25 protein-coding genes are annotated in these 25,907 nt (G+C 68.0%); 7 read left to right on the top strand and 18 right to left on the bottom strand.

Annotated features, from left to right (window positions below):
* The first annotated feature begins 16 nt into the window (after positions 1-16).
* The gene (locus tag H5399_RS14220) at positions 17-3,397 is read left to right on the top strand and encodes a hypothetical protein (RefSeq protein WP_182783779.1); all 3,381 of its coding nucleotides are present in this window, start codon (positions 17-19) and stop codon (positions 3,395-3,397) included.
* Here the strand turns inward: H5399_RS14220 and H5399_RS14215 are convergent.
* On the bottom strand, positions 3,378-4,043 hold the full coding sequence (locus H5399_RS14215) for an HAD family phosphatase (protein ID WP_182783777.1): 666 nt from the start codon (positions 4,041-4,043) through the stop codon (positions 3,378-3,380). The genes H5399_RS14220 and H5399_RS14215 overlap by 20 nt on opposite strands.
* A gap of 212 nt (positions 4,044-4,255) precedes the next feature.
* Between H5399_RS14215 and H5399_RS14210 the strand changes: the two genes are divergently transcribed.
* Genes H5399_RS14210 through H5399_RS14195 form a run of 4 tightly spaced genes read left to right on the top strand, consistent with a single transcriptional unit; the run spans position 4,256 to position 8,535 of the window.
* On the top strand, positions 4,256-4,957 hold the full coding sequence (locus H5399_RS14210; RefSeq protein ID WP_182783775.1) for a hypothetical protein: 702 nt from the start codon (positions 4,256-4,258) through the stop codon (positions 4,955-4,957).
* The gene (locus tag H5399_RS14205; RefSeq protein ID WP_370585782.1) at positions 4,936-6,084 is read left to right on the top strand and encodes a CbiQ family ECF transporter T component; all 1,149 of its coding nucleotides are present in this window, start codon (positions 4,936-4,938) and stop codon (positions 6,082-6,084) included. Before H5399_RS14210 ends, H5399_RS14205 begins: the two co-directional genes overlap by 22 nt.
* A complete protein-coding gene (locus H5399_RS14200) occupies positions 6,081-7,640 on the top strand; it encodes an ABC transporter ATP-binding protein (RefSeq protein ID WP_182783773.1) in 1,560 nt (519 codons plus the stop codon). Before H5399_RS14205 ends, H5399_RS14200 begins: the two co-directional genes overlap by 4 nt.
* Positions 7,630-8,535, top strand: coding sequence for an ECF transporter S component (locus H5399_RS14195; RefSeq protein ID WP_182783771.1), 906 nt, complete (start codon positions 7,630-7,632; stop codon positions 8,533-8,535). Before H5399_RS14200 ends, H5399_RS14195 begins: the two co-directional genes overlap by 11 nt.
* Here the strand turns inward: H5399_RS14195 and dprA are convergent.
* The 14 genes from dprA to rpsP form a co-directional block, all read right to left on the bottom strand.
* Complete coding sequence (dprA, locus tag H5399_RS14190; RefSeq protein ID WP_182783769.1) at positions 8,532-9,644, bottom strand: DNA-processing protein DprA; 1,113 nt, start codon at positions 9,642-9,644, stop codon at positions 8,532-8,534. The two genes, H5399_RS14195 and dprA, sit on opposite strands and share 4 nt — an antisense overlap.
* Complete coding sequence (locus tag H5399_RS14185) at positions 9,641-11,179, bottom strand: YifB family Mg chelatase-like AAA ATPase (RefSeq protein ID WP_182783767.1); 1,539 nt, start codon at positions 11,177-11,179, stop codon at positions 9,641-9,643. Before H5399_RS14185 ends, dprA begins: the two co-directional genes overlap by 4 nt.
* Positions 11,173-11,544, bottom strand: a complete 372-nt coding sequence (locus tag H5399_RS14180; RefSeq protein WP_182783765.1) for a YraN family protein — start codon at positions 11,542-11,544, stop codon at positions 11,173-11,175. Before H5399_RS14180 ends, H5399_RS14185 begins: the two co-directional genes overlap by 7 nt.
* A gap of 69 nt (positions 11,545-11,613) precedes the next feature.
* Positions 11,614-11,925, bottom strand: coding sequence for a DUF2469 domain-containing protein (locus H5399_RS14175; protein WP_182783763.1), 312 nt, complete (start codon positions 11,923-11,925; stop codon positions 11,614-11,616).
* Positions 11,922-12,557 (bottom strand): ribonuclease HII, encoded by a 636-nt coding sequence (locus H5399_RS14170; RefSeq protein ID WP_370585795.1) that lies wholly within the window; start codon positions 12,555-12,557, stop codon positions 11,922-11,924. The genes H5399_RS14175 and H5399_RS14170 overlap by 4 nt, the downstream gene beginning before the upstream one ends.
* Positions 12,554-13,321 carry a signal peptidase I gene (gene lepB / locus H5399_RS14165; protein ID WP_182783760.1) on the bottom strand — a complete coding sequence of 256 codons (768 nt, stop codon included), beginning with the start codon at positions 13,319-13,321 and terminating at the stop codon, positions 12,554-12,556. Before lepB ends, H5399_RS14170 begins: the two co-directional genes overlap by 4 nt.
* Before the next feature lie 132 nt (positions 13,322-13,453).
* Positions 13,454-13,804, bottom strand: coding sequence for a 50S ribosomal protein L19 (gene rplS, locus H5399_RS14160; protein WP_182783757.1), 351 nt, complete (start codon positions 13,802-13,804; stop codon positions 13,454-13,456).
* 385 nt (positions 13,805-14,189) lie between these two features.
* Positions 14,190-14,948: a succinate dehydrogenase/fumarate reductase iron-sulfur subunit gene (locus H5399_RS14155; protein WP_182783755.1), complete on the bottom strand. Its 759-nt coding sequence runs from the start codon at positions 14,946-14,948 to the stop codon at positions 14,190-14,192.
* A complete protein-coding gene (locus tag H5399_RS14150; RefSeq protein WP_182783753.1) occupies positions 14,945-16,960 on the bottom strand; it encodes a fumarate reductase/succinate dehydrogenase flavoprotein subunit in 2,016 nt (671 codons plus the stop codon). Before H5399_RS14150 ends, H5399_RS14155 begins: the two co-directional genes overlap by 4 nt.
* Positions 16,960-17,607, bottom strand: a complete 648-nt coding sequence (locus H5399_RS14145) for a succinate dehydrogenase cytochrome b subunit (protein ID WP_370585794.1) — start codon at positions 17,605-17,607, stop codon at positions 16,960-16,962. The genes H5399_RS14150 and H5399_RS14145 overlap by 1 nt, the downstream gene beginning before the upstream one ends.
* A 155-nt stretch (positions 17,608-17,762) precedes the next feature.
* Positions 17,763-18,470, bottom strand: a complete 708-nt coding sequence (gene trmD, locus H5399_RS14140; RefSeq protein WP_182783751.1) for a tRNA (guanosine(37)-N1)-methyltransferase TrmD — start codon at positions 18,468-18,470, stop codon at positions 17,763-17,765.
* The gene (rimM, locus tag H5399_RS14135; protein ID WP_370585781.1) at positions 18,467-19,003 is read right to left on the bottom strand and encodes a ribosome maturation factor RimM; all 537 of its coding nucleotides are present in this window, start codon (positions 19,001-19,003) and stop codon (positions 18,467-18,469) included. The genes trmD and rimM overlap by 4 nt, the downstream gene beginning before the upstream one ends.
* 72 nt (positions 19,004-19,075) lie before the next feature.
* Positions 19,076-19,324 (bottom strand): RNA-binding protein, encoded by a 249-nt coding sequence (locus H5399_RS14130; protein WP_182783749.1) that lies wholly within the window; start codon positions 19,322-19,324, stop codon positions 19,076-19,078.
* A 2-nt stretch (positions 19,325-19,326) separates the two neighbouring features.
* Positions 19,327-19,791: a 30S ribosomal protein S16 gene (rpsP, locus tag H5399_RS14125; protein WP_182783747.1), complete on the bottom strand. Its 465-nt coding sequence runs from the start codon at positions 19,789-19,791 to the stop codon at positions 19,327-19,329.
* 203 nt (positions 19,792-19,994) lie between these two features.
* Here rpsP and H5399_RS14120 point away from each other — a divergent pair, with 203 nt between their 5' ends.
* Positions 19,995-20,339 carry a metallopeptidase family protein gene (locus H5399_RS14120; protein WP_182783746.1) on the top strand — a complete coding sequence of 115 codons (345 nt, stop codon included), beginning with the start codon at positions 19,995-19,997 and terminating at the stop codon, positions 20,337-20,339.
* 14 nt (positions 20,340-20,353) lie between these two features.
* Here H5399_RS14120 and H5399_RS14115 read toward each other — a convergent pair whose 3' ends face one another.
* The 3 genes from H5399_RS14115 to ffh are packed head-to-tail and all read right to left on the bottom strand — an operon-like array spanning position 20,354 to position 24,212.
* The gene (locus tag H5399_RS14115; RefSeq protein ID WP_182783745.1) at positions 20,354-21,574 is read right to left on the bottom strand and encodes a S49 family peptidase; all 1,221 of its coding nucleotides are present in this window, start codon (positions 21,572-21,574) and stop codon (positions 20,354-20,356) included.
* Between the two features lie 35 nt (positions 21,575-21,609).
* Entirely contained in the window at positions 21,610-22,683 is a 1,074-nt protein-coding gene (locus tag H5399_RS14110; RefSeq protein WP_182783742.1) for an amidohydrolase family protein, read from the bottom strand.
* A gap of 8 nt (positions 22,684-22,691) precedes the next feature.
* Entirely contained in the window at positions 22,692-24,212 is a 1,521-nt protein-coding gene (ffh, locus tag H5399_RS14105) for a signal recognition particle protein (RefSeq protein ID WP_182783740.1), read from the bottom strand.
* Positions 24,213-24,373: 161 nt separating this feature from the next.
* Between ffh and H5399_RS14100 the strand changes: the two genes are divergently transcribed.
* On the top strand, positions 24,374-25,906 hold the full coding sequence (locus H5399_RS14100) for a Re/Si-specific NAD(P)(+) transhydrogenase subunit alpha (RefSeq protein WP_182783738.1): 1,533 nt from the start codon (positions 24,374-24,376) through the stop codon (positions 25,904-25,906).
* Position 25,907: the final 1 nt, after the last annotated feature.

Here is a 25,907-nt window from a genome sequence, read left to right as displayed (position 1 = left end):
AAGTCCATAGTGAACCATGGCGACTTTCGCGGACACCGCAGCTATCAACCTCCGCCTCGGCCTGCTCGGGCTCCCTCTGCCCTCTGAGGGTGCGGCCGGGCGCGCAGTGGATCTGGTCCGGCCCATCCTGGCGCGGCAACGCGAACTCAACAGGCGCCTCGCCCACCGGCTACCCGCCGTCGACACCCGAATCCAGAACTTTCTCGATTCCTACCTCGACGGAACCGGGGCCCAGCCCTGCCTGCCGCGACAGACCCTGGTACTCGATCAGGCCGGGCTGGCACGCGAGATGTCGCTGCCCGTCGACGGTGACACGTTCACCTCGGAGCTCCTCACCAGCTACCGCCTCGTCAACGGCATCCTGCACAACCCGGCCAACGACCGTCGCACCACCAAGGGCGTGTTCCACATCGCCGAGGGTGGCCTCCCCATTCAGGACGACAAGATCGCGGTTCCCCGCGGTGTCTTCGGGCGGTTGATGGAGCAGGCGTTCCTTCCGCCCGACGAGGCCATGGTGCTGCCCTATACCGCCGCGCAGCCGGATCAGCCGAAATGCTGGGTCTCGCTGCTGCTGCGCCCGATCGTCGTCCCGGCCGTGCCCGGCTACACCGTCGAACGCCGGATGGAGACCCGCTTCATCGCACCAGCCACGTTGATGGCAAACCTCGACTTCGTGGAGGGCATCTTCGGCAACGGCGGCGACCCCTACCTGCCGGAGAACGACGGCTCGCTCAACCCCGCCGAGTGGACCGGGCACACCGGCCTCGTGGTCCTGGCCCCGCACCTCACCCGGCTCACCAAGAAGGAACTGGGGCTCCCCCACTACGACGACGCCAGCCAACGCCAGCGCCGCGACGGGATGTGCTGGCGCGACGAGAACGAGCTGTACAACAACGGCTCCGCGTTCAAAGCCTGCGCCAGGGACGAGCGGGGCGTCATCGTCACCGTCATCGCGGACAACTACTTCGGCTACTGCAAGAAGGAGGTCAAGGCGCAGATCAGCTATTCGGCCAACCTCCTCGGCATGGTCGAGGAGGAGCATTCGGGCGGCGCCATCACCTTCCCCCGCTACAACCTTGGCCAGACCTACACCCACACCTACGGGGACCCGTCCTACCGCCTGGACGACGTCATCGCCCGGAACCCGGAGCGCTTCGCGCGGCAACCGGAGGGGCACGCCCTGGACCTTGAGCAGCCACACATCGTGCTCGTGCCGGAGTTGGCCACCTTCTCCCTGCGCGACAGCACCATCACCTGGGGCAGAGACGGAGCTGCGAGCACGATCGCACTGCGGGCCGACACCTATTACGTCAGCCCCGACGGCTACGTCGTCGAACTGGCCCACATCGAGGCCGACGGCGCCCAGTGGACGCTGCTCGGCACCTCCCCCATCGCCACGTCGTGCCACAAGCCGGCCACGGTCTCCGGGGGCGGCAAGTCCGAGATCTCAAAGTCCATCACGGACGCGTTCGTGTTCGGCAACGCCTACGTGGCGGACTTCGTCGAGGACATGGCCCAGGTGGACGCCATCGTGGTCCGCGACTTCTCGCAACGCTTCCTCGATCCCGCCGCCGCCGATTTCCGCCCGCTCCTGTCCGATGAGCGCTCCGTGGGCAGCGTGATCAAGCTGCTCACCCCGAGCCCCGACTACACCGACGAGTACAACGCCTGGGTGGAGTCCATCCCACACCACATCAAGGAACTGGTGTTCGTCGTCAAGCGCTTCTACCGCCCCGAGTGGGGCGGCGAGTGGGCCCCCCACTTCTCGGTGGGGCGCATCAACGGACGGGCGGGGCACGCGCTGCGCCTCGACGGCGACAAGATCACCGTCAACATGCTGCGCGTGGGATTCGCCCCTGACGGGTCTTGGCGCCTGTTCGGCCTCAGGCACGACTTCCACCCCGCCGCGAAGGTGCAGACAGAAGACGACATCACCGCCAGCATCGTGGTCCCAGGCACGGTCGCCGGGCGCGAGGACGGCCTGTCGAGGAAGTACGTCACCAACTGCGAACAGCTCCTGTTCCAGCGGCCCGACGATGCGATCCACCGCGGCTACGACAGGCAGGCAGAGTTCGACATCGCCGGCGGCGCCTTCCTCAGCAACTTCGAGCCGTTGACCACTGCGGACGCCCGCGAGCTCGTCGACGACGCCATCGCGTTCTCCACCTTCTCCAAGCCCATCCAGGAGCTGATCCGGAGAGTGGCCAAGGGCGGCGAGGGGGTCCCCGGCTACTTCGTCTCCTCGGCGCACCCGCGGCTGATCAACGGTGCGCGGTCCAAGAACCCGCGCTACCTTCAGGTCCGACAGGACATCGCCCGTCCCAAGGAGACGGTGCTGGCCGAGATGGTGGCACGGCTCCATCGGAGGCTGGCCATGGCCGAGCCGCTGCGTCTCCCCGTGGACGTGGTGGCGGCGGGTCGGCGCAACAACGCGGCGGAGGACGGCGTGCCGCCGCTGTGCGCCTACGCCCCGCTCCACTACATGGAGTTGCCCGAGCTGTTCATGGAATTCATCTCGTCGATGACCGGCAAGTCGCCTTCGACGACGGGGGCCGGTTCAGAGGGCGCGATGACCAAAGGTCCGTTCAACGCCCTGCCCTCGGTGATCGACCTCAACGCCGCGTTCCTGTCGTTCGCGCTGACCGGTTACGACGGCTGGCTCTCCAGCGCCGGTGTGATCGGCCCCAACGTGCGGGTCGATCACGACATCTCGCTCCTGGTGCCGGAGGTGTTCTCCCGGATGACGCCCGAGGAGCGAGACGCCCGATGCCTCATCGCCGAGGGTGCGCTCGAGCAGGTCCCGGACTTCGAGCATGAGGGCGAGCTCATCGAGGCCAGCCGGCTCGGCTACCGCATGACGTCGAAGTTCCAGGCCAAGTACTTCGGCCGGATCTTCATGCACCCCCACGTGGTGTTCTCGGAGAACATGCTGCAACCCGAGTTGCAGGACGTGGCGGCCTACGTCGCCTCCGTGCGCACCATCGTGACCACGCACAAGCGGGTCGCCCAGTCCTACCTCGACGACGGCACGGTCGCCCTGGCCGTTCCGCCGATCAGGGCGCTACTGGAGATCATGGCCACCGGCGAGTCCGACGGGATGACCCTGCACGACGAGCGGTTCCGCCGCCTCTTCGACCGCGAGGACGTGCTGTCCTCGGCGTGGTACCGCGCCCGGTTGGAGTCGCAGAGCGAGTCGGACTCGACGCACCAACGCAACGCGGTGGCGGCCATGACGAAGTTCATCGAGGAACCCACCAATGCTGCGGCGGCGGAGCGGCTCGGCATCGGCCAGCGGATCGACGCGATGAAGGCACGGCTGGAGACGTCCACCCGCCCCGGCGCAGCTGAGGAACTCGCCGGCACGCTCGGCCGTCAGGTCACGTGGCAGCTGGGATGAGCGTCTCGACGAGCTCGGGGGTGAGCTCGTCGAGACTCCCGAGAACGGTCGTCCGGGCGAGGAGCTCGGCCGCCGGCGGGTGGAAGTGCGGGGGGACGGCCACCACGGCCATCCCCGCGGCCAGCGCCGAGAGGAGGCCGTTGGGCGCGTCCTCGACGGCGACACTGCGCCGGGGATCTGCCCCGAGCAGTTCGCAGGCGCGCAGGTAGCCGTCCGGCGAGGGCTTCCCGCGCTCCACCTCCTCGGTGGACACGGTGGCCGTCAACACGTCACTCAGGCCCATCACCTCCACCGCCGCGTCGATCAGCAGCCGCGGCGACGAACTCGCGATCGCCACAGGGCAGAGCTCGGCCATGCGTCGGACCGATTCAACTGCGCCTGGCAGCAACGTGATCCCGCCGCGGTAATGCTCGGCCATCGCCTCCACTGTGAGCCGGGCCGCATCCTCAGGCGAGACCGGCAGCCCCACGGTGTGCACCAGGAAGGAGCTCCACTCCTGGGTGCTCATCCCCATCATCGCCTGGGTGGCGCCGTCGGGCCACGGAAGGCCGGCGTCAGACGCGAGCCCGCGCCTCACCACGTCCCACACAGCCTCAGTGTCGGTCAACGTGCCGTCCATGTCGAAGACCAGGGCCTGGGGCAGCATGCGCACTCCTCGAGGGTAGGGGTGAGGCCAGCCTAGCGGTGGGGTAGTGTGTCGCCGTTGGCAGGTTGAATCCGGTGTGATCCCGGAACTGTCGCGCAACCGTGATCCCGCACGTGGGGAGTCGGACCGCCGGTCAACACAGAGGTCGTTTCACTTCCGTCGCGAACCAGCGGAGAACCCTTGGCCGACGGACCAACGGATAAGAGGTCCACATGTCCCCCCTCACCTTGCGCCGCTGGGCGCTTCCTTTCGCCGCCCTCCTGGCGGTCGGGCTCTCAGGCCTGGCGCCCACAGCCTCTGCCGACGAAACGGCTGTGGCCTGCGTCGAGGCCGGCAACGTCTGGGTGCACGTCGAGCACGAAGAGGTCACCGGCGCCTGCGCCACCGAGTTCGCCAGCGCCACCGAGGCCATGGTCAGCACCGGGCTTGCGACGGACCAGGGCGCGTTCTTCATCACCGTCGACGGCGTCACGGCCCAGGACCCGCAGTGGTGGAGCCTGTGGACCGCGTCGGTCGAGGACGGAGAGTTGGGCGAATGGGTGTTCGCGCAGGTGGGGGCCGGAGATCTGGTGCCCGAGGCCGGGCAGGTGATCGGCTGGCGCCTCCTCGCGGACTACAACCAGCCGCAGGAAGCCCCCCAGTACAATCCCCTCGCCGACGAGGCCGCCGAGCCTGAGAACTCCTCCGCCGCACCGTCGGAGTCCTCCCCATCCGCGGCTCCCGATTCCTCCTCGGCCGCACCGGAGGCGTCGACGTCCCCCACCGCCTCCGCGGATGCTTCCGCGCCGGCCACGGACGCCGAAGCCGAGGAGCCCGCTTCGGGGGTGCCCACCGGCACCATCATCGGGATCGGCGTGGTGGTGGCCCTCGCCGCCGCCGGTGGCCTGGTGTGGTGGCGACGCCGCGGACAGTGATGTCGCGGCCGAGGCTGCCGCGCCAGCTCCACCCGTTCTCGTGGTGGGCCTGGGCGCTGGCGCTGGCAGCTGCCGCCTCCATGACCACCAACCCGCTGCTCCTGATGGGGCTCATCGCCGTGGCCTGCGTGGTCACCCTCTCCAAGCGGGGGGACAGCCCGTGGGCGAAGTCATTCTCGCTCTATCTGTGGCTGGCTCTGTTCATCGTCGTGCTGAGGGTGGTCTTCCGGATCATCTTCGGCGGCGGTGACGGGCCCACCATCCTGTTCACGCTGCCGGAGGTGCCGCTCCCCTCCTGGGTGACGGGCATCCGGTTGCTTGGTCCGGTGTCGCTCGAATCGCTCCTCGCGGGGCTCTACGACGGATTGAGGTTGGCCGCGATCGTGGTGTGCATCGGTGCCGCCAATGCCCTGGCCAACCCCCGGAAGTTGCTGGCGAGCCTGCCCGGCGCCTTCTACGAGGCAGGCACCGTGCTCGTCGTGGCCGTGAGCGCCCTTCCCCAACTCGGCGAATCACTCCAGCGGGTGCTGCGTGCTCGACGACTGCGCCGCAACCCTGCCGGCACCAACCGGCGGGCGAAGCTGCGCGCGGTTGAGACCATCATCGTCCCCGTGCTCTCCGACGCGCTGGAGCGCTCGCTCTCCCTCGCGGCGTCGATGGATGTACGGGGGTTCGGCCGGGCAGGCACCTCCACTCGGGGCCAGCGCAGGATATCGTTGGGTCTCGGCCTTCTCGCCATGATGCTGCTGGCGGTGTGGTCGTTCCGGTTCCTGGCCCGGTCCCCGGACTATCCGCTGTTCGGGATTCCACTTCTGGCAACCATCGTCCTGCTCGGGGGTCTGATCTCCGCTGCCGCCGCACTCCGGGTCTCGGGGGCCTCCGTCCGGCGCACCCAGTACCGGCCCATCCCGTGGACTGTGGACGAGACCCTGGTCCTCGCCTCAGGAATCGGCGCGGCCGCCGTCGTGAGCTGGGTAGGGGCTGGGGACGGCGCCGCCGTACTCTTTCCCACGCTGATTCCGCCGGTGTGGCCGGCCCTCACTCCCCTCCTCACGGGAGCACTCGCGGTGGCGTTCCTTCCGACGCTCCTGGCGCCGGAGCCGGTCACGGTGAGGACCGCCCGATGATCAGATTCGAGGACGTCTCCTTCCGCTACGCCACCAACGACACCCTGCGGCTCAACCACGTGAGCTTCGCCATCGACGAGGGCGAGCTGTGCCTCGTCGTCGGCCCCACAGGGTGCGGTAAGTCCACCCTCCTCGGCTGCCTCAACAACCTCGTCCCGCGCTTCACCGGAGGGGTGCGCACCGGCCGCATCCGGATCGACGGACGCGACACCACCTTCCTCCCTCCACGCGAGCTGGCCACGACGGTGGGCTACGTCGGCCAGGACCCGCTGGCCGGTTTCGTCACCGACACCGTCGAGGACGAGATCGCCTACTCCATGGAACAACTCGGCTTCGCGGCGGTTGAGATGCGGCGCCGTGTGGAGGAGACGCTTGACCTGCTGGGAATCGCCGACCTGCGGGCGCGGGCGCTGCGCACGCTCTCCGGCGGACAGCAGCAGCGGGTCGCGATCGCCAGCGTGCTGGCCAGCTCACCGAAGGTCCTGGTCCTGGACGAGCCCACCTCCGCACTGGACCCGATCGCGGCGGAGGAAGTCCTGGCAATCATCAGCCGGTTGGTGCGGGATCTGGGCACCACCGTCGTCATCGCCGAGCACCGCATGGAGCGGGTGATCGAGTTTGCCGACAGCGTGCTGCTGGTGGGACGCACGGTCCTGCATGGCCCCACTCGGGACGTGTTGGAACTGTCGCCCATCAAACCGCCGTTGGTGGAGCTCGGCGCCAGGCTGGGATGGTCGCCCCTGCCCCTGACCATCCGTGAGGCGCGGCGTCCGGGCTCCGAGCAGCGCCGCGCGTGGCTCGAGCTCCCTCCGGTGCTTCCCACAGCACCCGTCCCAGGTGGGCGCGTGCTGACCGGCCACGGTCTCGTGGTCCGGTACGGCGAGACTGTCGCGGTGGCCGAGGTCGACCTCAGCCTGCACGCGGGAGAGGTGACGGCCCTGATGGGGCGCAACGGCTGCGGCAAGTCCAGCCTGATGTGGGCTCTGCACGGCGCGGGGCACCGTGACGCCGGCCGGGTGACCCTCTTGGACGGGTCCCGGGTTGCCCTCGTGCCGCAGACCCCGACCGACCTGTTGTATCTGGCGACGGTGGAGGCGGAATGCAAGGCGGGCGATCAGGCCGCCGGACTCCCTGAGGGAACAACGGGGTCTCTCCTCCGGCGCCTTGTCCCGGGCATCGACCCCGAATCCCACCCCCGCGACCTCTCGGAGGGGCAGAAGCTGGCGGTGGTGCTGGCCGTGGAACTCGCGGGCAACCCCCCGGTGGTGCTGCTCGACGAACCCACCCGTGGCTTGGACTATGCGGCAAAGGCTGTGCTCGCGGACATCGTCGCCTCGATGGCGGCCGAGGGGCGGGCCGTGATGATCGCCACCCACGACGTGGAGATGGTGGCTCAGAGCTGCTCCCGCGTGGTCGTGATGGCGGAGGGCGAGGTGGTCTCTGACGGGCCCACCCGCGAGGTCCTCGCCGGCTCGGCACTCCTGGCCACCCAGGTGGCCAAGGTAGCCAACCCGATCCCCGTCCTGACAGTGCAGGAGTACCTCGATGCGCGATGAATCCGCGGTGACGATTCCCGCCCCGCTCGTTGGCGTCCAGCTGGGCTGGCGGACCTGGGCGGTGATAGGCGCCTCATCCTTGTTGGGGCTGTTCGCGATCGGGTGGCCTCTGCTCATTCCGGCCATCGGCGTCACCCCTCAACACACAGGCGACGCGCCGTTCGTCTTCGCCGCCCTGCTTCCGGTGGTGCTGCTGTTGGTGGTGGCCCAGGTGAGCGAGGGCGGCCTCGATGCGCGCTCCCTGGCTGTTCTCGGCGTGCTGTCCGCCCTGAACGCGGCCCTACGCCCGGCGCTGGGTCCGGGCACGGCCGGCCTCGAATCCGCCTTCTTCCTGTTGGTCCTGGCAGGGAGGGTCTTCGGCCCCGGGTTCGGCTACCTCCTTGGGTTCCTGTCGATGTTCGCCTCCGCTCTGCTCACTGCAGGAGTGGGGCCCTGGCTGCCGTTCCAGATGTTGGGGGCAGCCTGGATCGGGCTGGGGGCAGGGCTGCTCCCCAAGCGGGTGCGCGGCGGGGCCGAGGTGGCCATGCTCGGCGTCTTCGGCGTCATCTGCGCCTACGCCTACGGCGCGCTGATGAACATGTGGTTCTGGCCGTTCATCACGGGGATCGACGGGGGCGCGGGCAGCCTCGACTACGTGGCAGGAGCCCCGATGACGGAGAACCTGGCCCGGTTCGGCTGGTTCACCCTGATCACGTCGACTGGAGGCTGGGACACGGGCCGGGCGATCAGCACACTGTTGGCGATCGTGCTCCTCGGGCGCCCCGTCCTCGTGGTCCTGAGGCGAGCCTCCGGAATGGGACGGATCGTGGCGGTGAATCAATCTCAGGAGGGGGCGGGTGAAGAGCTCGACTCCGCCCCAGAGCGGCTCTCCCCGGCCAGCGCCGAGAGGGTCTAGCGACCGCGACCGGGGAGGCGGAAGCCACCTTCCTCCCCTTCCGCCAGCCAACCGGATTCGACGAGCTCGGCCGCGTTTGCCAAAGCCTCCACCATGGTCTGACCTGTCCGGGCCGCCAACTCCGATGCCGTCACCTCCTCGCGGGTGTGCACGGCTTCCCTGATCTCCCTGAGAGGTCGGGCCAACGTGTCCATCGGACGGTTCGACCCTCTCCCCGACGGCTCCGGCGCCGATCCCAGGGGGGCCAGGAGCGCAAGGATCTCCTGGGCGCTGGACACCAGCACCGCCTCGCCGTCGCGGATGAGGCGATGGGGTGTGGCTGACAACGACGAGGTGATGGGCCCAGGCACTGCCATCACCTGACGGCCCAGTGCCAGGCCCCATGATGCCGTGTTCTTGGCCCCGGAGCGGGAGGAGGCCTCGACGATCACCACGGCCTCCGACAGTGCCGCGATGAGCCGGTTCCTCGCCAGGAAGGCATACCTGGTGGGCCGAGCCCCTGGCGGAAGCTCGGAGACCAGCGCGCCGCAGCCTGCCACCGCCTGCGCGAGGCGCGCGTTGGCGGAGGGGTAAGGGTCATCCAGACCACTGGCGACCACAGCAGCGGTGAGGCCCTGGACCCCCAACGCGCCGCGGTGGGCCGCCGCATCCACACCGAAAGCCAACCCGGAGATGATGGGAGTACCTGCAGCCGCAAGGTCAGCGGCGAGGGTGATCGATGCCTGCTCCCCGTACGAGGTGCACGCCCTGGCCCCGACCACCGCCACGCCACCCCCCAGCCCCTCCAACGATGCGCCACGCACCCACAGACCGAGCGGCGGACCGGTCTGCCCAGCGACGTTGGCCCTGTGGAGGTCATCGAGCCGGGCGGGCCACTCCTGGTCCGACGGGATGAGGAAGCGGGCCCCGCACGCCACTGCCGCACGCTCGACGAGGGCTGTGTCCACCAGGGCTGCCTTGCGTGACAGCGCCCCACCGTCAGGTTGCGCGAGGAGGCCGCGCCATACGTCCACTGCGCCGAACTCCTCCACAGCCTTGACCAGCGGGGGCGAGCCCAATGGCTGCAGGGAGCAGAGACCCATCCGGGCCGTGCGTTCAGTGACGGTCATGCGGCACCCCGCCGCTGCTCGCCCTGCCTGAGGTGGAGCGCGGCCCGCAGCTCACGGCTGCTCACCCTGTCCCGGCCGGCCAGGTCTGTGAGGGTCCAGGCCAGCCTGATCACCTTGTCCACGCCTCGGGCGCTGAGCACGCCCCTCTGGAGCGCCGTGTTCAGCACGCCGAGATCCTTCGGGAGGCTCAGCTGCTGGCGCAGATAGGGCCCCGGCACCTCACCGTTGGTGGACCATGGCGTGTCCGCGAGGCGGCGACGCTGCCTGTCCCGGGCCTCCACCACCCGCGACAGCACCGTGGCGCTGGACTCGACGCTGCCTGATGCCACGTCCAGGAGGACCCTGTTGATGCCCGCCATCTGGTGCTTGATGTCGATCCTGTCCAGGATGGGCCCGCTCATCCGCTCCTGGTACCGGCGCACCCGCATCGGATCACAGGTGCACTCCATGCCAGCCACGCCATGAGAGCCGCAGGGACACGGATTAGCAGCCATGATCAGCTGGAAACGGGCAGGAAACGTGGTGGTGTGCCTGGCCCTGCTCACGGTGATGGTGCCGTCCTCCAAGGGGGTCCGCAGGGCGTCGAGCTTGCCACCGAAGTCTGGGGCCTCATCCAGGAAGAGCACGCCACGGTGAGCCATCGAGATCGCCCCGGGCTTGAGCTCGGCGGTGCCGCCACCCACGAGCGCCACAGGGGTCACCGAGTGGTGCGGGTCAGCATAGGGTGGGCGTTGGATGAGCCCTGTGAGCTCCCGGCCGGCCAGGGAGTGGATGGCGGACACCTCCACCGCCTCCTGCTCCGCAAGGTCCGGGAGGATGGACGGAAGGCGGGCCGCGAGCATGGTCTTGCCCACGCCAGGAGAGCCATGGAGGAACAGGTGGTGCCGCCCGGCGGCAGCCACCTCCAGAGCGAACTTGCCGTCCTGGTGGCCGACGACGTCTGCCAGATCCGGGGTGAACCCCGGGGGCCCTTCGAGGGGTGGCGAGGACGCGGGGGCGGCCTCGGTGGGGTTGAAGACGGGTTTTCCTTCCAGCAGATCGACGACCTCGGCCAGCCGGCCCGCACCCCACACGGTGAGGCCTGGCACGAGGGACGCCTCGGCCTGTTGACCGGCCGGCACGATCGCCCGTTCGAATCCCGCCTTGGCCGCCGCAAGCATCGCGGGGAGCACCCCACGGACCTTGCGGATCCTGCCGTCCAGGCCCAGTTCGCCCACCAGCACTGTGCGGGTGTCCGAGACCAGCTCCATCTGCCCCTCCGCGATGAGCGCCGCCACCGCGATGGCCACGTCGTAGTGGGTGCCGGCCTTCGGCAGGCCCGCAGGCGACAGATTGATGGTGACCAACCCGGGGGGCCAGGACAGGCCGGTGGCGAGGACGGCCGCCCGTACCCTTGCCTTCGCCTCGCTCAGCGCTGCGTCTGGCAGACCTACCAGCTGCACTCGCGGGAGCCCGCCTCCCTTGGCCGCCTCTACCTCAACCGGAAAGCCGTTGATCCCGGACAGTGCCACGGACCACACCCGTCGGCCTACCATTCGTCGATCCCTCGGGCGTAGGTGAACTCGCATTCGCCACCGCGCGGCCAGAGCACGCCGATGCCATCAACCCGGATGAGCTTGGGGCGCAACCCTGACTGCCTGACGTACAGCGCGGCAAGCCTGCGCAACCGGCAGGCCTTCGCGTAGGTGATGGTCTCAAGCGGCGAGCCGAAGCCCAGCCCGGAACGCGACTTCACCTCCACCACGACGAGCGTCTTCCCGTCCGGTTCTGCTGCGACGATGTCGATCTCGCCCTCGCGGCAACGCCAGTTGCGTTCCAGCACCCGCCAGCCGCGGGCTTCCACATACTCCACGGCCTTGTCTTCGCCGCGGCGCCCGAGGGCCTGTGTTGGGGTTTCCATGGCCACCACCTTCCGATCCCTTGATCGGAAGCGACGCCACCTCAATCCCGTTATCCACAGGTGGTGGGACTACTGGTTTTCGGGCACCTGCAGATCCGAATGCGCGATCTCCTCGATGGACACGTCTCGGAACGTCAACACCTTCGCCGACTTCACGAATCGGGCGGGACGGTACATGTCCCACACCCAGGCATCCCCCATGGACACCTCGTAGTAGACGTCACCGCCTTCAGTGCGCACCTTCAGATCCACGGCGTTGCACAGGTAGAAGCGCCGCTCGGTCTCCACCGCGTAGGTGAAGATGCCCACCACGTCCTTGTACTCGCGGTACAGGTCGAGCTCAAGCTTGCTCTCGTATTGTTCTAGGTCCTCGGCGCTCATGGTCCCAACACTCTAGCCGTTCTCGACACGTTGTCGAAGCACCATCGATGGATGGCCGAGGGGCCGTGCCGGTCCAGCGCGGACTGGTGGACCGAGGTGCAATATCCTTTGTGGACCGCAAAGCCATAGACCGGATACGACGCGTCGTGAGCCACCATGATGCGGTCGCGGGTCACCTTCGCGATGATGGAGGCGGCGCTCACGCACGCTGCCACCTTGTCCCCCTTCCACATCGCCAGCCCTGGGACGCCAAGCCCGTCGACGGCGAATCCGTCGGTCAACACGAAGTTGGGGGCGACATCCAGCCGGCCGACCGCCCGCCGCAAACCCTGCAGGTCTGCCTGGTGCATGCCCAGGCGATCGCACTCGTCGGCCTCGACCACCGCCACCGCCACGGCCGAGGCCCGGCGGGATATTTCCTCGAACAATCGCTCGCGCGTCGCCTCGGAGAGGACCTTGGAGTCATCGAGGCCGGCAATAGGGCGGGCCGGGTCCAGAATGACCGCCGCCGCCACAAGCGGACCGGCGCAGGCCCCCCTGCCTGCCTCGTCTGCGCCGGCCACCGGCCCGAGGCCCGCGCGCACCAACGCCCGCTCGTACCCATAGGCACCGCGTCCGAGCCGGACCATCAGCAGCCGGGCTCCACGTGGATGAGCTCGGGCTCCTCTGGCGCGGGCTCCGCGGCAGCCGGGACCTCCGTGAAGGTCTCAGGGAGCGTGAAGGTGGCGAGCCGGTCCAGAGGGGACACGATGGCCACCGCGGCGCCTACCACCTTGCTGGTGGGCACGAAGGCGCTCTCCCCCGGGTTCTGCGAGACCTCGGCCAGCCGGCATCGGGAATCAGCAGAGGCGTTGCGGTGGTCACCCATCACGAAGAGCCGATCCTGAGGCACGACGATGTCGAATGGAACCGTGACCGGCACCACCTGGATGCCTTCCTCGCTGTAGAGGTAGCCCGTCTCGTCGAGAACCGAGCCGTTGACCTCGATCTTGCCGTCGTCGGTGCTGCGCACGTGATCTCCAGGCATCCCGACCACCCGCTTGATCAGATGTTCGGTGCCGGAGTTGGGCAGCACTCCCACGAACTCGAGCGCGATCTTGACGGGGTTGGTCGACGGGACGCTGGGCCCCAGCCAGGATCCCGGGTCCTCGAACACCACGACGTCTCCGCGCTGGAACCCACCGAACTTGGCCACGAGCACCCTGTCATTGACCTTCAGGGTGTTCTCCATGGACCCGGACGGGATGACGAACATCTGGCCGACGAACGTGCGCAGGAGCGTGGCGATGACGACGGCGCCGACCAGGATCAGCACGCCTTCGGTGACCCACCCCAGAAGCTTCCTGCCGAAGCTGCGGTGCGCCGGGGCGTCGAGCGGATCGGTCGTCGAATTCAAGGGTTCAGTCCTTCGGGCGGGGCGGCAGGCGCTCCCCAGAGCATACCGCGAGTCCCTACAGGACTGGACACGACGAACCGCCGGCGGCCACAGGGCCAACAGGCGGTTGCGTGAGCGGGAAGGAGCGAGCGCTCAGTAGCGCTTCTCCTTGATCTTGGCGGCCTTGCCGCGCAGGCCGCGCAGGTAGTACAGCTTGGCGCGACGCACGTCTCCGCGACGCTCAACCTCGATCTTCTCGATGATGGGGCTGTGCAGCGGGAAGGTGCGCTCGACGCCGACGCCGAAGCTCACCTTGCGGACGGTGAACGCCTCCTGGACGTCCCCGGCGTTGCGTGCGATGACGACGCCCGCGAAGACCTGCACACGGGAGCGCGCGCCCTCAACGACCTTGACGTGCACCCTCACCGAGTCGCCGGCGCGGAAGTCCGGAATGTCGTCGCGAAGCGAGGCCTTGTTGACCTGCTGAATCAGCTGGTTGGTCATGTGTGAACCCTTCCGTCAGTGCCACAGGTCACCGCGGTTTGATCTGACCGGACAGCCACAGACAGTCCCCCAGTGGCAGGAGCTGCGGCGAATCCGGGTTGCCCGGGTACGGGCAACGACTAGTCATTATGGCAGACGACGACGGGACCGGGAAACTCGCCCCTCTCCCCTGCCTCCAGAGTGACGAGTGAGGGGAGCCGGGGACGACGAAGGCCCCAGGGAGAGTCCCCGGGGCCGTCGCCAGAATTTCAATGCGGACTCGCCTGGCGCGCGAAAGGGGCCCAGGCTGAGTGCCTGGGCCCCTCGCGGTCAGATTTCGATGCGGACTCGCCTGGCGGCTCGTCCTTACTCAACCTGAGTTTCTGTCGCTTTCAGCGACAGAAACTCACTTCCCGTCCTTCTTGAACATCGCGGAGATGAGGTCCCGGTTGAGCGCCGAGATCGACTCCAGCGGGATGCCCTTGGGGCACACCGCGGCGCATTCGCCGATGTTGGTGCAATTGCCGAAGCCCTCCTCGTCGTGCTGCGCCACCATGGACTTTACCCGGCGGTACCGCTCGGGCTGGCCCTGGGGCAGCATCGCCAGGTGCATGATCTTCGCCGCAGTGAAGAGCATGGCGGAGCTGTTGGGACAGGCCGCGACGCACGCGCCACAACCGATGCACGTGGCGTTGTCGAAGGCCACGTCGGCCTCCCGCTTGGGGGCGGGAGTGGCGTGGGCATCCGGTGCCGAACCGGTGTTGGAGGAGATGAACCCGCCGGCCTGGATGATCCGGTCGAACGAGGTGCGGTCCACGGCCAGGTCCTTCAGCACGGGGAAAGCACCGGCCCGCCATGGCTCGATGTCGATGGTGGCGCCATCGGCGAACGAGCGCATGTGCAACTGGCAGGTGGTGGTCCGGACACCCTCCGGCGCGCCGTGGGCGATGCCGTTGATGACGACACCACACATGCCGCAGATACCCTCGCGGCAGTCGTGGTCAAAGGCCACCGGCTCCTCGTTGCGTTGCGTGAGGTTCTCGTTGAGCAGATCAAGCATCTCCAGGAAGGACATGTCGTCCGACACGCCGTCCAGGTCGTACTCGACCATCCGGCCGGCTGCACCCGGGCCGGCCTGACGCCAGATACGTAGCTTGAGCTTCACTTGTAACTCCGTTGCTTCAGTTCGATTGCCTTGTAGATCAGCGGCTCACGGTGCAGCACGGGCTTACCGCCCTCGCCGCCCCATTCCCAGGCCCCGACGTAGAGGTACTCGTCGTCGTGACGCAGCGCCTCTCCCTCCTCGGTCTGAGACTCGCCGCGGAAGTGACCGCCACACGACTCACGCCGGTGCAGGGCGTCGACACACATCAGCTCGCCGAGCTCGAAGAAGTCAGCAACGCGACCCGCGCGCTCGAGGGCCTGGTTGAAGTCCTCGTTGACGCCGGTGACACGCACGTTCTTCCAGTAATCGGCCTTGAGGTCCTGGATGAGGCCGATGGCCTTCTTCAGGCCCTCGTCGGTGCGGTACATACCGCAGTACTCCCACATGATGTGGCCGAGTTCCTTGTGGTACGAGTCCACCGAACGGGTGCCCTGGATGGACAGCAGCGTGTCAATCCGCGCCTGGGCAGACTCCCGCGCCTCGACGACGGCGGGGTGATCCTCGGCGACCTTGTCGAACGGCGCGTCGGCCAGGTAGTCGTTGATCGTGTTCGGGAGGACGAAGTAGCCGTCGGCCAGGCCCTGCATCAGCGCCGAGGCACCCAGGCGGTTCGCACCGTGATCCGAGAAGTTGGCCTCACCGGTGACGTACAGGCCGGTGATGGACGACTGCAGATCGTAGTCCACCCAGAGCCCGCCCATGGTGTAGTGCACGGCCGGGTAGATGCGCATCGGCGTCTCGTAGGGATTCTCACCCGTGATCTGCGCGTACATGTCGAAGAGGTTGCCGTACTTGTTCTCCACCGTCTTCTGGCCCATGCGGCTGATCGCATCGGAGAAGTCGAGGTAGACGCCACGACGGACCTGGCGCTCGGTGCCGTCGGCGTCGCGCTCGGTGACAGCCGGACCCACGCCGCGACCCTCGTCGCACATGTTCTTGGCCTGGCGCGACGCGATGTCGCGGGGCACCAGGTTGCCGAACGACGGGTAGATCCGCTCCAGGTAGTAGTCGCGGTCCTCCTCGGCGATCTGTCGGGGGTCCTTCGCGCAGTCCTCTGCCCGCTTGGGCACCCAGATGCGGCCGTCGTTGCGCAGCGACTCAGACATCAGCGTGAGCTTGGACTGGGTGTCGCCGTGCACCGGGATGCAGGTGGGGTGGATCTGCGTGTAGCAGGGGTTCGCGAAGTACGCGCCCTTGCGGTGCGCGCGCCAGGTGGCGGTCACGTTGCAGCCCATGGCGTTGGTGGAGAGGAAGAAGACGTTGCCGTAGCCACCGGTGGCGAGCACCACTGCGTCGGCTGTCCAGGTCTCCACCTTGCCGTTGATCATGTTGCGGGTCACGATGCCGCGGGCACGACCGTCGACGACGATGACCTCCACCATCTCGTGGCGGGCGTACATCTTGACGGTGCCGGCCGCGATCTGGCGCTCCAGCTGCTGGTAGACGCCGATGAGGAGCTGCTGACCCGTCTGCCCGCGGGCGTAGAAGGTGCGCTGCACCTGCACGCCGCCGAACGAACGGGTGTCCAGCAGGCCGCCGTACTCGCGGGCGAAGGGAACGCCCTGGGCGACGCACTGGTCGATGATGTTGGCAGAGACCTCGGCGAGCCGGTACACGTTGGTTTCGCGGGCGCGGTAGTCGCCACCCTTGACCGTGTCGTAGAACAGGCGGTGCGTGGAGTCGTTGTCGTTGCGGTAGTTCTTGGCGGCGTTGATGCCACCTTGAGCCGCGATCGAGTGCGCCCGACGGGGGCTGTCCTGGTAGCAGAAGTTGAGGACGTTGTAGCCCGCCTCACCGAGCGTCGCGGCAGCAGCGCCACCGGCGAGGCCGGTACCGACGATGATGACGCTGAGCTTGCGGCGGTTGGCCGGGTTCACCAGGCGGGCCTGGAACTGCCGGGTCTTCCACACCTTGTCGATGTCTACGCCGGTGGGGGCCTTCGTGTCTGCGATATCCGCGCCCTCGACCCAGTGCTGGGTGCTGACGGCAGGAGTGGTGGTGGTTGCGGTCATCAGATACCAACTCCAAAGAGAACGGCCAGGGGCATGATCATGAAGCCGACGAAGAGGACGACGGCCACGATCATGGCCAGGGCGTTGAGCACTGAACGGGTCTGTGCGCTGGTGTTGCCGCCCAGCGTCGTGAAGGCGCTCCAGAAGCCGTGGCGAATGTGCATGCAGATGAGCACCATGCACACGGCGTACAGCGCCACCATCCACCACTGCTCGAACGCTGCCAGCACCATGGTGTGCGGCTCGTCGCCGCTACCGCCGAAGGACCCGGGGATGATGGTGAACTGGATGAGGTGGAAGACGAGGAACGCCGCGACGATGATCCCGCCCCAGCGCATGGTGCGCGAGGAGTAGGTCTGCACCTTCTTCTGGCTGTTGACGTACTTCGTGCCGCGGTTGCGGCGCGTCTCCATGGAGAGCGTGTAGGCGGACCAGATGTGAAGGATCACGGAGAGGACAAGGGCGGACCGGAAGATCCAGATGAACCATCCGGCCGGTAGGACGGGATAAAGGATTCCGCCGTCTTCGGTGGTCCCCTTCAGCCAGTGGGCATAGTGATCGAAGGCCTCGGGACCGAGGAACATCTTCAAATTGCCGTACATGTGCACGAGGAGGAAGGCGATCATGATCAAGCCGGTCACTGCCATGATGACCTTCTTGACGACCGTGCTTCGCAACGCCCGTTGATGAATGGTGAGTGTTGTTGCCACGGACCCCACTGTAGCCAAACCAGCGGGCCAGCGGGCACCGGGGTTCCGTTACCGAAGGCGCGATTAGCTAGGCCATTTACGCGCCGATTAGCTCACGAAATATCGTCGGCGAGCAGGTCCGGGCGGCGCTCAATCGTCCGGCGAACCGCCTGCTCCCGTCGCCACTGCTCGATCAGGCCGTGATGACCGCTCAGCAACACCTCGGGGACTGCACGATCCCGCCAGATCGGTGGCTTGGTGTAGTTGGGGTATTCAAGCAGGCGCTGGTGTCCCTCCGAGTGCGACTCCTCCACCAGCGAGGCGGGGTTCCCCAGGACACCGGGCAGCAGCCGCACGACGGCCTCGACGATGGCCAGCGTGGCCACCTCTCCGCCGTTGAGGACGTAGTCGCCCAGCGAGACCTCCACCACGTCATAGCGCTCGGCGCAGTGGTCGATCACCCGCTGGTCGATGCCCTCATAGCGGCCGCACGCGAAGACGAGCCTCTCCCGCGACGCGAGCTCATAGGCGGTGGCCTGCGTGAACGGAGCGCCGGCGGGAGTGGGCACCACCACCGTCATCGGCAGCGGCGACGCCACCTCCAGGGCGTCGAACGCCTCGCCCCACGGCTCGGGCTTCATCACCATTCCCGCGCCCCCGCCGTAGGGGGTGTCATCGGTGGTGTGATGACGGTCATGTGTCCATTGGCGCAGGTCGTGAACGGCCAGGTCGACAAGGCCTGAGTTGATGGCCTTGCCCACGAGGCTCAACCGGAGAGGCGCGAAGTAGTCCGGGAAGATCGTGACGACGTCAAGCCTCATTCGATGTCCTCGAGGAGGCCGCCGACCTCCGCGAGCCGCACGTGGCCGGCGGCGAGGTCCACCTCGGGCACCAGCGCGGCGACGAACGGGATCAGCCGCTCCCCGCCGTCGACGGCGACCTCCAGCACATCCTGCGCGGGGAGATGGAGCACATCGGTGACCGTGCCCACCTGGCTGCCGCTGTGGTCCAGGACTCTGAGCCCCACCAGGTGGCGGTCGAAGAACTCCTCCGGCTCGCTGGGTCGCTCCTCGACCGGCACCCGCGTGCCCAGCACCTGTCCGGTGAGCGTCTCGACGGCCGTCCGGTCCGGGTACCCGACGAAGGTCAGCATCAGCCGTCCCCGATTCCACCGCACGGTGGCGATCTCAACGGTGCGCCCCGTGTCCCCGAGGAGCAGTGTCGCGCCAGCCGTGAAACGTCGCACCGGCTCGTCGGTCCGCAGGTCGATGAACACCTCGCCGCCCAGGCCGTGCGCACGGCCGATCCTGCCGACGGTCACCTCCACCATGTCCTGCACGCGGTTCTCCTTCACTCGGCCCGCCTCGTGCGGGGATGACGATGCCCCGGACCCGTGGGGGTGCCGGGGCATCGATTCACATGATTGTCAGGGCCGACGGGGTCGGTCCACGTCCACGAAGTCCACGCGGACGCTCTCCTTGCCGGCGAGCGCCGCGACGACCGTGCGCAGGGACTGCGCGGTGCGACCCTGGCGGCCGATCACCTTGCCGACGTCCTCCGGGTGCACCCGCACCTCCAGAAGGCGTCCGCGGCGCAGGTCCTTGTCCTTGACACTCACCTCGTCAGGATGCGAGACGATCCCCGCGACGAGGTGTTCAAGTGCCTCGGCGAGCACGCTCAGGCCTCTTCGGCAGGAGCCTCGGCCTCGGCGGCCGGAGCGGCCTCAGCCTCGGCGGACGCGGCCTTCGCAGCGGCCTCGTCGGCCTTCTTCTTGGCCTTGGAGATGGCGGGTGAGGTAGCGCCGCTGTCCTCGGCCAGGGCCTTGGCGAACTCGGCCTCACGGTCCCGCCGCTCAGGCTGGGGATCGACACCGGACGGGGACTTGTCGCCGGAGAACTGCTGCCAGTCTCCGGTGCGCTTGAACAGGGCGACGACGGCTTCAGTGGGCTGGGCGCCGACGGAGAGCCAGTACTGGGCACGCTCGGAGTCGACGCGGATCACGGACGGATCATTCTTCGGGTGGTACAGGCCGATCTCCTCGATGGCCTTACCCTCACGCTTGGCGCGCGAGTCGATGACGATGATGCGGTAGTGGGGCGAGCGAATCTTGCCGAGCCGCTTAAGGCGAATCTTGGTGGCCACGGGTGTGGGTTCTCCTGTTGATGAAAGCGTCTGCCAGCAGACGATGTGGATGGACGTCCTCGACGTGTGGGGCACGGCGCGGACAAACCTAGGGGCCTCAACGCTCGGATGAGAGGGCCCGGGCAAAGAGGTGCACCCGACATTGTGCCAGATCGGCGCGCGACGACCAATCCTCAGCGCAGCCGACACGTAGCATCGGAGCCGTGGACATCTCCGAATCCCAGTTCGACGCGGTTGTCGAGGAGGCCCTCGACGCCCTCCCCGAGCAGCTGGTCACCGGCTTGGACAACCTCATCTTCGTGGTCGAGGACGAACCGGAGGACGGCTCCGACTCCCTGGGCTGGTACGAGGGAACCGCGCTGACTGAGCGCGACCAGTACGGCTACGGGCAGCTGCCGGACCGGATCGTCCTCTTCCGCGGGCCCTTGAGCCGGATGTGCCGGACTTCCGACGAACTCTACGACGAAGTCTGGATCACCCTGGTGCACGAGCTCGGCCACTATCACGGCATCGATGAGGAGGCCCTGCACTCTCTGGGCTGGGGCTGAGTGAACCTGGCCCGCTAGCCGCAGAGGCCCTTGAGGCTGCCCGCCAGCGCCAACGGCTGGGAGCTCCGGCAGAAGGCAGGGCTCAGCGCGGGCACCACGCCCTCCCCGGTCAGCGCCGCCGGCGCAACCCCGAACGGCCGCTGCACCCCGAGGAAGACCTCCCACGAGCTCGGCTGCCGGACGGCCTCGACCCTGGTGTCCTCCGGATCCAGGCCGGCAGCCTCCGCGGCATGCCTGAAGAACTCGTCGCGCCCCAGCACGCCGTCGATCAGCCCGTAGTCCTGCGCGCGCTCCGAGTCATAGAGGTGGGCCCCGATCTGATCCCGGATCGCGGACTCGGTGATGTCGCGGTGCTGCGCGACGTGCGCCACGAAGGCGTCGTACTCGGTGGCGAGGCCCGCCGTGTAGATGGCGCGCTCCTCGTCGGTCATGGGGCGGAAGGGGTTCCCGAAGTCCTTGCCCTCCCCCTGCGACAGATATTCGCTGGTGATGCCTCCGGTGGTGGTCACGCCGGACTCGAACAGGGTCCCGCTTGTGGCGACCACGTCCGTGTACTGGTCGAACGGGCCGAAAATAACCCCGATTGAGCCCACCAGCGCGCCGTGATCGACGATGATCTCGTCGGCCGGCGCGGTCGCGTAGACCCCGCCGGAGGCCGAGATGGAACTCACATGGACCAGGACCTTCTGCCCGGTGCGCTCCTGGTATCTCACCACCGCGTCGCTGACGGCGCGCGAGCCCGCGATGCTCCCACCCGGGGTGTTGACGAGCAGCACCACGCCGGCTGCGTCGTCGGCCGTCAGCTCGTCGAGCTGGGCGGCGATCTCGTAGCCGTAGGATCCGGCGCTGAGCAGGGCGCCATCCGAGGCATCGGCCATGATGGGGCCCGACACCGGGATGGCGCGGAGGCTCTGGCTCCCGTCGCCCCAGATGGTGGCCAGCTGGGTGGTTGCCACGCCGCTGGCGGTCGACACGAGGGTCAGGGAGCCGATGATCGTCATCACGCCCAGCACCACCGCCATGAGCAGGGATGCGGCGCCGAGGCCCAGCCCGATGCCCGCTCCGATGCCGAACCCGCGCCCGAACCCGCTCGGCTGCTTCGGCGCGGCCATACCGACCGGCCCTGGCGGCAGCGGCTGCGGCGGTTGCGGCGGCAGAGGTGATGCGGGCTGAGGCAGATCAGCTGAGCGCTGGTCCACGCTTGGCGGCGGGAACGACTGGCTGGGGTCGGACACTGGGGCCTCCTTCGGTCAGCCGCCAGACTACCCAGTCAGCCGACCAGCCTGCCCCGGAGGATCAGCGCCAGCGGACGACGGAGGGTGGTGAGGTCTTCCCTGGGATCGGCGTCGAGCACGATGAGATCGGCGCTGGCCCCCGGCGTGAGAATGTCGGCACCGAGCCAGGTCCTGGCGCGCCAACTGGCGGCGCCGAGCGCGAATTCGGTTCCTCCGAGTTCCGCCAGCGCTTCCACCTCGTCGCGGATCCGGCCATGCTCGACGACGGTGCCCGCGTCGGTTCCGGCAAAGACCGCGACACCTGCCTCGATGGCCGCCCCGACGGTCTGCTTGCGACGGGCGTACAGGTCCATCATGTGCGTGTAGTAGCTGGGGAACTTCTCGCGGGCAGGAGTGGCGTACCGCGGGAAGTTGTCCAGGTTGATCATCGTGGGCACCAGCGCCGTGCCCCGCTCCGCCATCTGCGCGATCCCCTCATCGGAGAGTCCGGTCCCGTGCTCGATGCAGTCGATGCCGGCCTCGACCAGCTCGTGGACCGCCTGCTCGCCGAAGCAGTGGGCGGTGACGCGCGCGCCCTCCTCGTGGGCGGCCGCGATCGCCGCTGCCGCGACATCGGCCGGCCACAGGGGGGCCAGGTCGCCGGCGGATCGCTCGATCCAGTCCCCCACCAGCTTGACCCACCCGTCGCCGTCGCGCGCCTCATGGCGAACCTGCTCGACGAGCTGCTCCGGCTCGACCTCGACACCGAGATAGCGGATGTAGCGCAGCGGCCTCGCCACGTGTCGTCCCGAACGGATCAGGCGAGGCAGTTCGGGCGCCTGCTGCACCCACCGCGTGTTCGACGGGGAGCCCGCGTCGCGGATGAGCATGGTGCCCGCCGCCAGATCCGTTTCCGCCTGGTCCCTCGCCGTCTCCGAGCTGACGGCCCCCTGCGGCCCCAGCCCGATGTGGCAGTGGGCGTCGACCAGTCCAGGGATCACCCAGGCGTCCGTGGCGATGGTGTCTGCGCCTGTGATCGGCTCGTTCCTGAGCACGCCGTCGGCGATCCACACCTCCTGCGGTTCCTCGTCGGGGAGGAAGGTTCCTGTGAGGTGGAGTGCTGCCGCCATCGTGACTCCTAGAACTTCGGCTTGTTCTCGTTGAACATCTTCTGCAGGTCCGGCGGCAACTGGAAGTCGTCGAGGGACTGCGGGATCTGCGGCTGTTGCGCAGGTTGCTGGCGCACTCCCTTGGGGCCCTTGCGCTGCTGCTTCTTCTGCTGCTGCTTCTTCTGCTGTGCCCGGCGGCCGCCGCCGATGGCCGGCGCCCCGGGCATCCCCCCCATGCCCGGCATGCCACCGCCGGCCATGGCCTCCATCATCTTGCGTGCCTCGACGAAGCGGTTGACCAGCTTGTTGACCTCGGAGACCTGTACCCCCGCACCCTTGGCGATGCGGGAGCGGCGCGAACCGTTGAGGATGGAGACGTCGTCGCGCTCCTTCGGCGTCATCGAGTAGATGATCGCCTCGATGCGGTCGATCTCCTTCTCGTCGATGTCGTTGATGGCCTCCTTGAACTGGCCTGCCCCGGGCAGCATGCCGAGGATCTTCGACATTGGGCCCATCTTGCGCAGCTGTTGCATCTGCCCCAGGAAGTCCTGCAGGCCGAACTTGTTCCTGCCCATCAACTTCTCGGCTGCGGCGCGCGATTCCTCGGCGTCGAAGGTCTTCTCCGCCTGTTCGATCAGGGTGAGGACGTCGCCCATGCCGAGGATCCGTGACGCCATCCGGTCCGGATGGAACCTGTCGAAGTCCGCCAGGCCCTCGCCGCTGGAGGCGAACATGACCGGCTTGCCGAGCACCCGCGCGATGGACAGGGCGGCGCCACCGCGGGCGTCGCCGTCGAGCTTGGTGAGGACCACGCCATCCACGCCCACGCCCTCGTCGAAGGCCTTGGCGGTGTTGACGGCATCCTGGCCGATCATGGCGTCGACCACGAACAGCGTCTCGTCCGGGTTGACCGCGGCCTTGATGTCGGCCGCCTGACGCATCAGCTCCTGGTCGATGCCGAGCCGACCGGCGGTGTCGACGATCACCACGTCGTAGAGCTTCGCCTCTGCGTGGGCGATGGCACGCCTGGCCACCTCGACGGGGTCACCCACGCCGTTGCCGGGCTCCGGCGCGAACACGTGGACGCCCGCGCGCTGGCCCACGATCTGGAGCTGGTTGACCGCGTTGGGCCGCTGCAGGTCCGCCGCGACCAGTAGCGGTGTGTGCTGCTCGGACTTCAACCACCTGGCCAGCTTGCCGGCCAGGGTTGTCTTGCCTGCTCCCTGGAGGCCGGCCAGCATGATCACTGTGGGTGGGCGCTTGGCGAACCTGAGTGCCCGCGCCTCGCCCCCGAGGATGCTGACGAGCTCCTCATTGACGAACTTGATGATCTGCTGAGAAGGGTTCAGCGCCTTGGACAGCTCCGCCTCGAGGGAGCGCGTCTTGACCGCCGCGACGAACTCCTTGACGACCCCCAGGTTGACGTCTGCCTCGAGCAACGCGATGCGGATCTCGCGCATCGTGGCGTCGATGTCGGCCTCGGTGAGCCGCCCCTTGGAGCGCAACCCCTTGAATACCGACGACAGCCGGTCCTGCAGAGTGTCGAACACTGATCTGAGCCCTTCGAAGATGTGTGAACCGCACCAGGATAGGCGAGGCAGCCAGGTTCAGCGTGCCCGGCGCCGCAGGCACCCCCCAGCCGGGACATCCTGACGCCGGACCGTTAGGCTCCCATGAGGATCGCACCGGCACCGGCGAAAGGACCCCACGCATGAGGATCGGCATTCCCAATGAGTCCCCAGGGACGCGGGTGGCCGCGACACCGGTCACGGTGTCGGCTCTGCTGAAGCTCGGCTACGACGTGGCGGTGGAGACCGGGGCGGGCATGCTGGCCGCGCTGCCGGACAGCGCCTACGAGGAGGCCGGTGCTGCCGTCGTCGGACCGGAGACAGCCTGGTCCTCGGACATCGTCGCCATGGTCGGCGAGCCCACGGATGAGCACTTGGAGCGGCTCCACCCCGGCCAACTGCTGATCGGCTTCCTGCATCCGCGCACCGGCACAGACCTGGTGGAGGCACTGGCCGCCCGGGGAGTGACCGCACTGTCGATGGACATGGTGCCGCGCATCTCCCGCGCACAGTCGCTCGACGCGCTCAGCTCGATGGCCAACATCGCCGGCTATCGCGCAGTCATCGAGGCCAGTCACGAGTTCGGCCGTTTCTTCGCCGGACAGGTCACCGCCGCGGGGAAGGTCTCCCCGGCGAAGGTGTTCGTCATCGGTACCGGTGTCGCGGGCCTGGCCGCCATCGGGACCGCCGGCAACCTCGGCGCGGAGGTCACCGCCACGGATGTTCGGCCAGAGACCGCCGAGCAGGTGGAATCCATGGGAGGCAGATTCCTGACCGTCGCGGCCACAGATCAGGGCATCTCATCCGACGGGTACGCGAAGGCCACCACCGCCGACTACGCCGCGCGCGCCGCAGAGCTGTACGCGAAGCAGGCCCGGGATGTCGACATCATCATCACCACCGCGGCCATCCCTGGGCGACCTTCTCCCAAGCTGATCACCGCGGACATGGTCGCCTCGATGCGGCCTGGAAGCGTGATCGTGGATCTGGCCGCCAGCGGCGGCGGCAACTGCGAGCTGACTCGGCCGGGTGAGTCCTACGTGACCGACGGCGGGGTCCACATCGTGGGCTACACGGACCTCGCGAGCCGGCTCCCGGGGCAGGCCTCGCAGCTGTACGGCACCAACGTCGTCAACCTCATGAAGCTGCTCACCCCCGGCAAGGACGGCGTTGCCCAGCTGGACTTCGACGATGAGGTTCACCGCCAGATGACGGTGACGCGCGACGGGGAGGTCACGTTCCCGCCACCGCCGATCGAAGTGTCGGTGGCACCGGCCAAGGCCGCCGGCGCGGTGGTCCCGACGGCGCCCGTCGCTCCCCCCCCACCACCTGACCAGTGGTCCCGCTTCCGCGGCGTGCTGCTCGCGGTGGCGGTGTGGCTGCTGCTGACGCTGATTCTCCCAGGCGGGTTCCTGTCCAGCATCCTGGTGTTCGGACTTGCCAGCGTGGTGGGCTACTACGTGATCTGGGGTGTCCAGCCGGCGCTCTACACGCCGCTGATGAGCGTGTCCAACGCAATCTCGGGCATCACGATCGTCGGCGCTATCACCCAGCTGACCTCAGATCTGCTGCACGTCCAGCTCCTCGCCTTCGTCGCAATCGTCCTGGCCGGGATCAACTGTGTCGGCGGGTTCGCCATCACCCACCGCATGCTCGCCATGTTCCAGAGGAGCTGAC

Origin of the sequence: Tessaracoccus sp. MC1627 (assembly GCF_014164725.1) — a bacterium.
GTDB lineage: Bacteria > Actinomycetota > Actinomycetes > Propionibacteriales > Propionibacteriaceae > Arachnia.
The sequence above is the reverse complement of the archived record's forward strand: the minus strand, read 5'-3'. Positions and strand labels throughout refer to the sequence as shown.

Excerpts from the sequence above, each read along its gene's own strand:
- H5399_RS14220 (WP_182783779.1), top strand. The coding sequence starts at position 17 with ATGGCGACTTTCGCGGACACCGCAGCTATCAACCTCCGCCTCGGCCTG.
- H5399_RS14215 (WP_182783777.1), bottom strand. The coding sequence starts at position 4,043 with ATGCTGCCCCAGGCCCTGGTCTTCGACATGGACGGCACGTTGACCGAC.
- H5399_RS14210 (WP_182783775.1), top strand. The coding sequence starts at position 4,256 with ATGTCCCCCCTCACCTTGCGCCGCTGGGCGCTTCCTTTCGCCGCCCTC.
- H5399_RS14200 (WP_182783773.1), top strand. The coding sequence starts at position 6,081 with ATGATCAGATTCGAGGACGTCTCCTTCCGCTACGCCACCAACGACACC.
- H5399_RS14195 (WP_182783771.1), top strand. The coding sequence starts at position 7,630 with ATGCGCGATGAATCCGCGGTGACGATTCCCGCCCCGCTCGTTGGCGTC.
- dprA (WP_182783769.1), bottom strand. The coding sequence starts at position 9,644 with ATGACCGTCACTGAACGCACGGCCCGGATGGGTCTCTGCTCCCTGCAG.
- H5399_RS14185 (WP_182783767.1), bottom strand. The coding sequence starts at position 11,179 with ATGGTAGGCCGACGGGTGTGGTCCGTGGCACTGTCCGGGATCAACGGC.
- H5399_RS14180 (WP_182783765.1), bottom strand. The coding sequence starts at position 11,544 with ATGGAAACCCCAACACAGGCCCTCGGGCGCCGCGGCGAAGACAAGGCC.
- H5399_RS14175 (WP_182783763.1), bottom strand. The coding sequence starts at position 11,925 with ATGAGCGCCGAGGACCTAGAACAATACGAGAGCAAGCTTGAGCTCGAC.
- rplS (WP_182783757.1), bottom strand. The coding sequence starts at position 13,804 with ATGACCAACCAGCTGATTCAGCAGGTCAACAAGGCCTCGCTTCGCGAC.
- H5399_RS14150 (WP_182783753.1), bottom strand. The coding sequence starts at position 16,960 with ATGACCGCAACCACCACCACTCCTGCCGTCAGCACCCAGCACTGGGTC.
- H5399_RS14145 (WP_370585794.1), bottom strand. The coding sequence starts at position 17,607 with ATGGCAGTGACCGGCTTGATCATGATCGCCTTCCTCCTCGTGCACATG.
- trmD (WP_182783751.1), bottom strand. The coding sequence starts at position 18,470 with ATGAGGCTTGACGTCGTCACGATCTTCCCGGACTACTTCGCGCCTCTC.
- H5399_RS14110 (WP_182783742.1), bottom strand. The coding sequence starts at position 22,683 with ATGGCGGCAGCACTCCACCTCACAGGAACCTTCCTCCCCGACGAGGAA.
- H5399_RS14100 (WP_182783738.1), top strand. The coding sequence starts at position 24,374 with ATGAGGATCGGCATTCCCAATGAGTCCCCAGGGACGCGGGTGGCCGCG.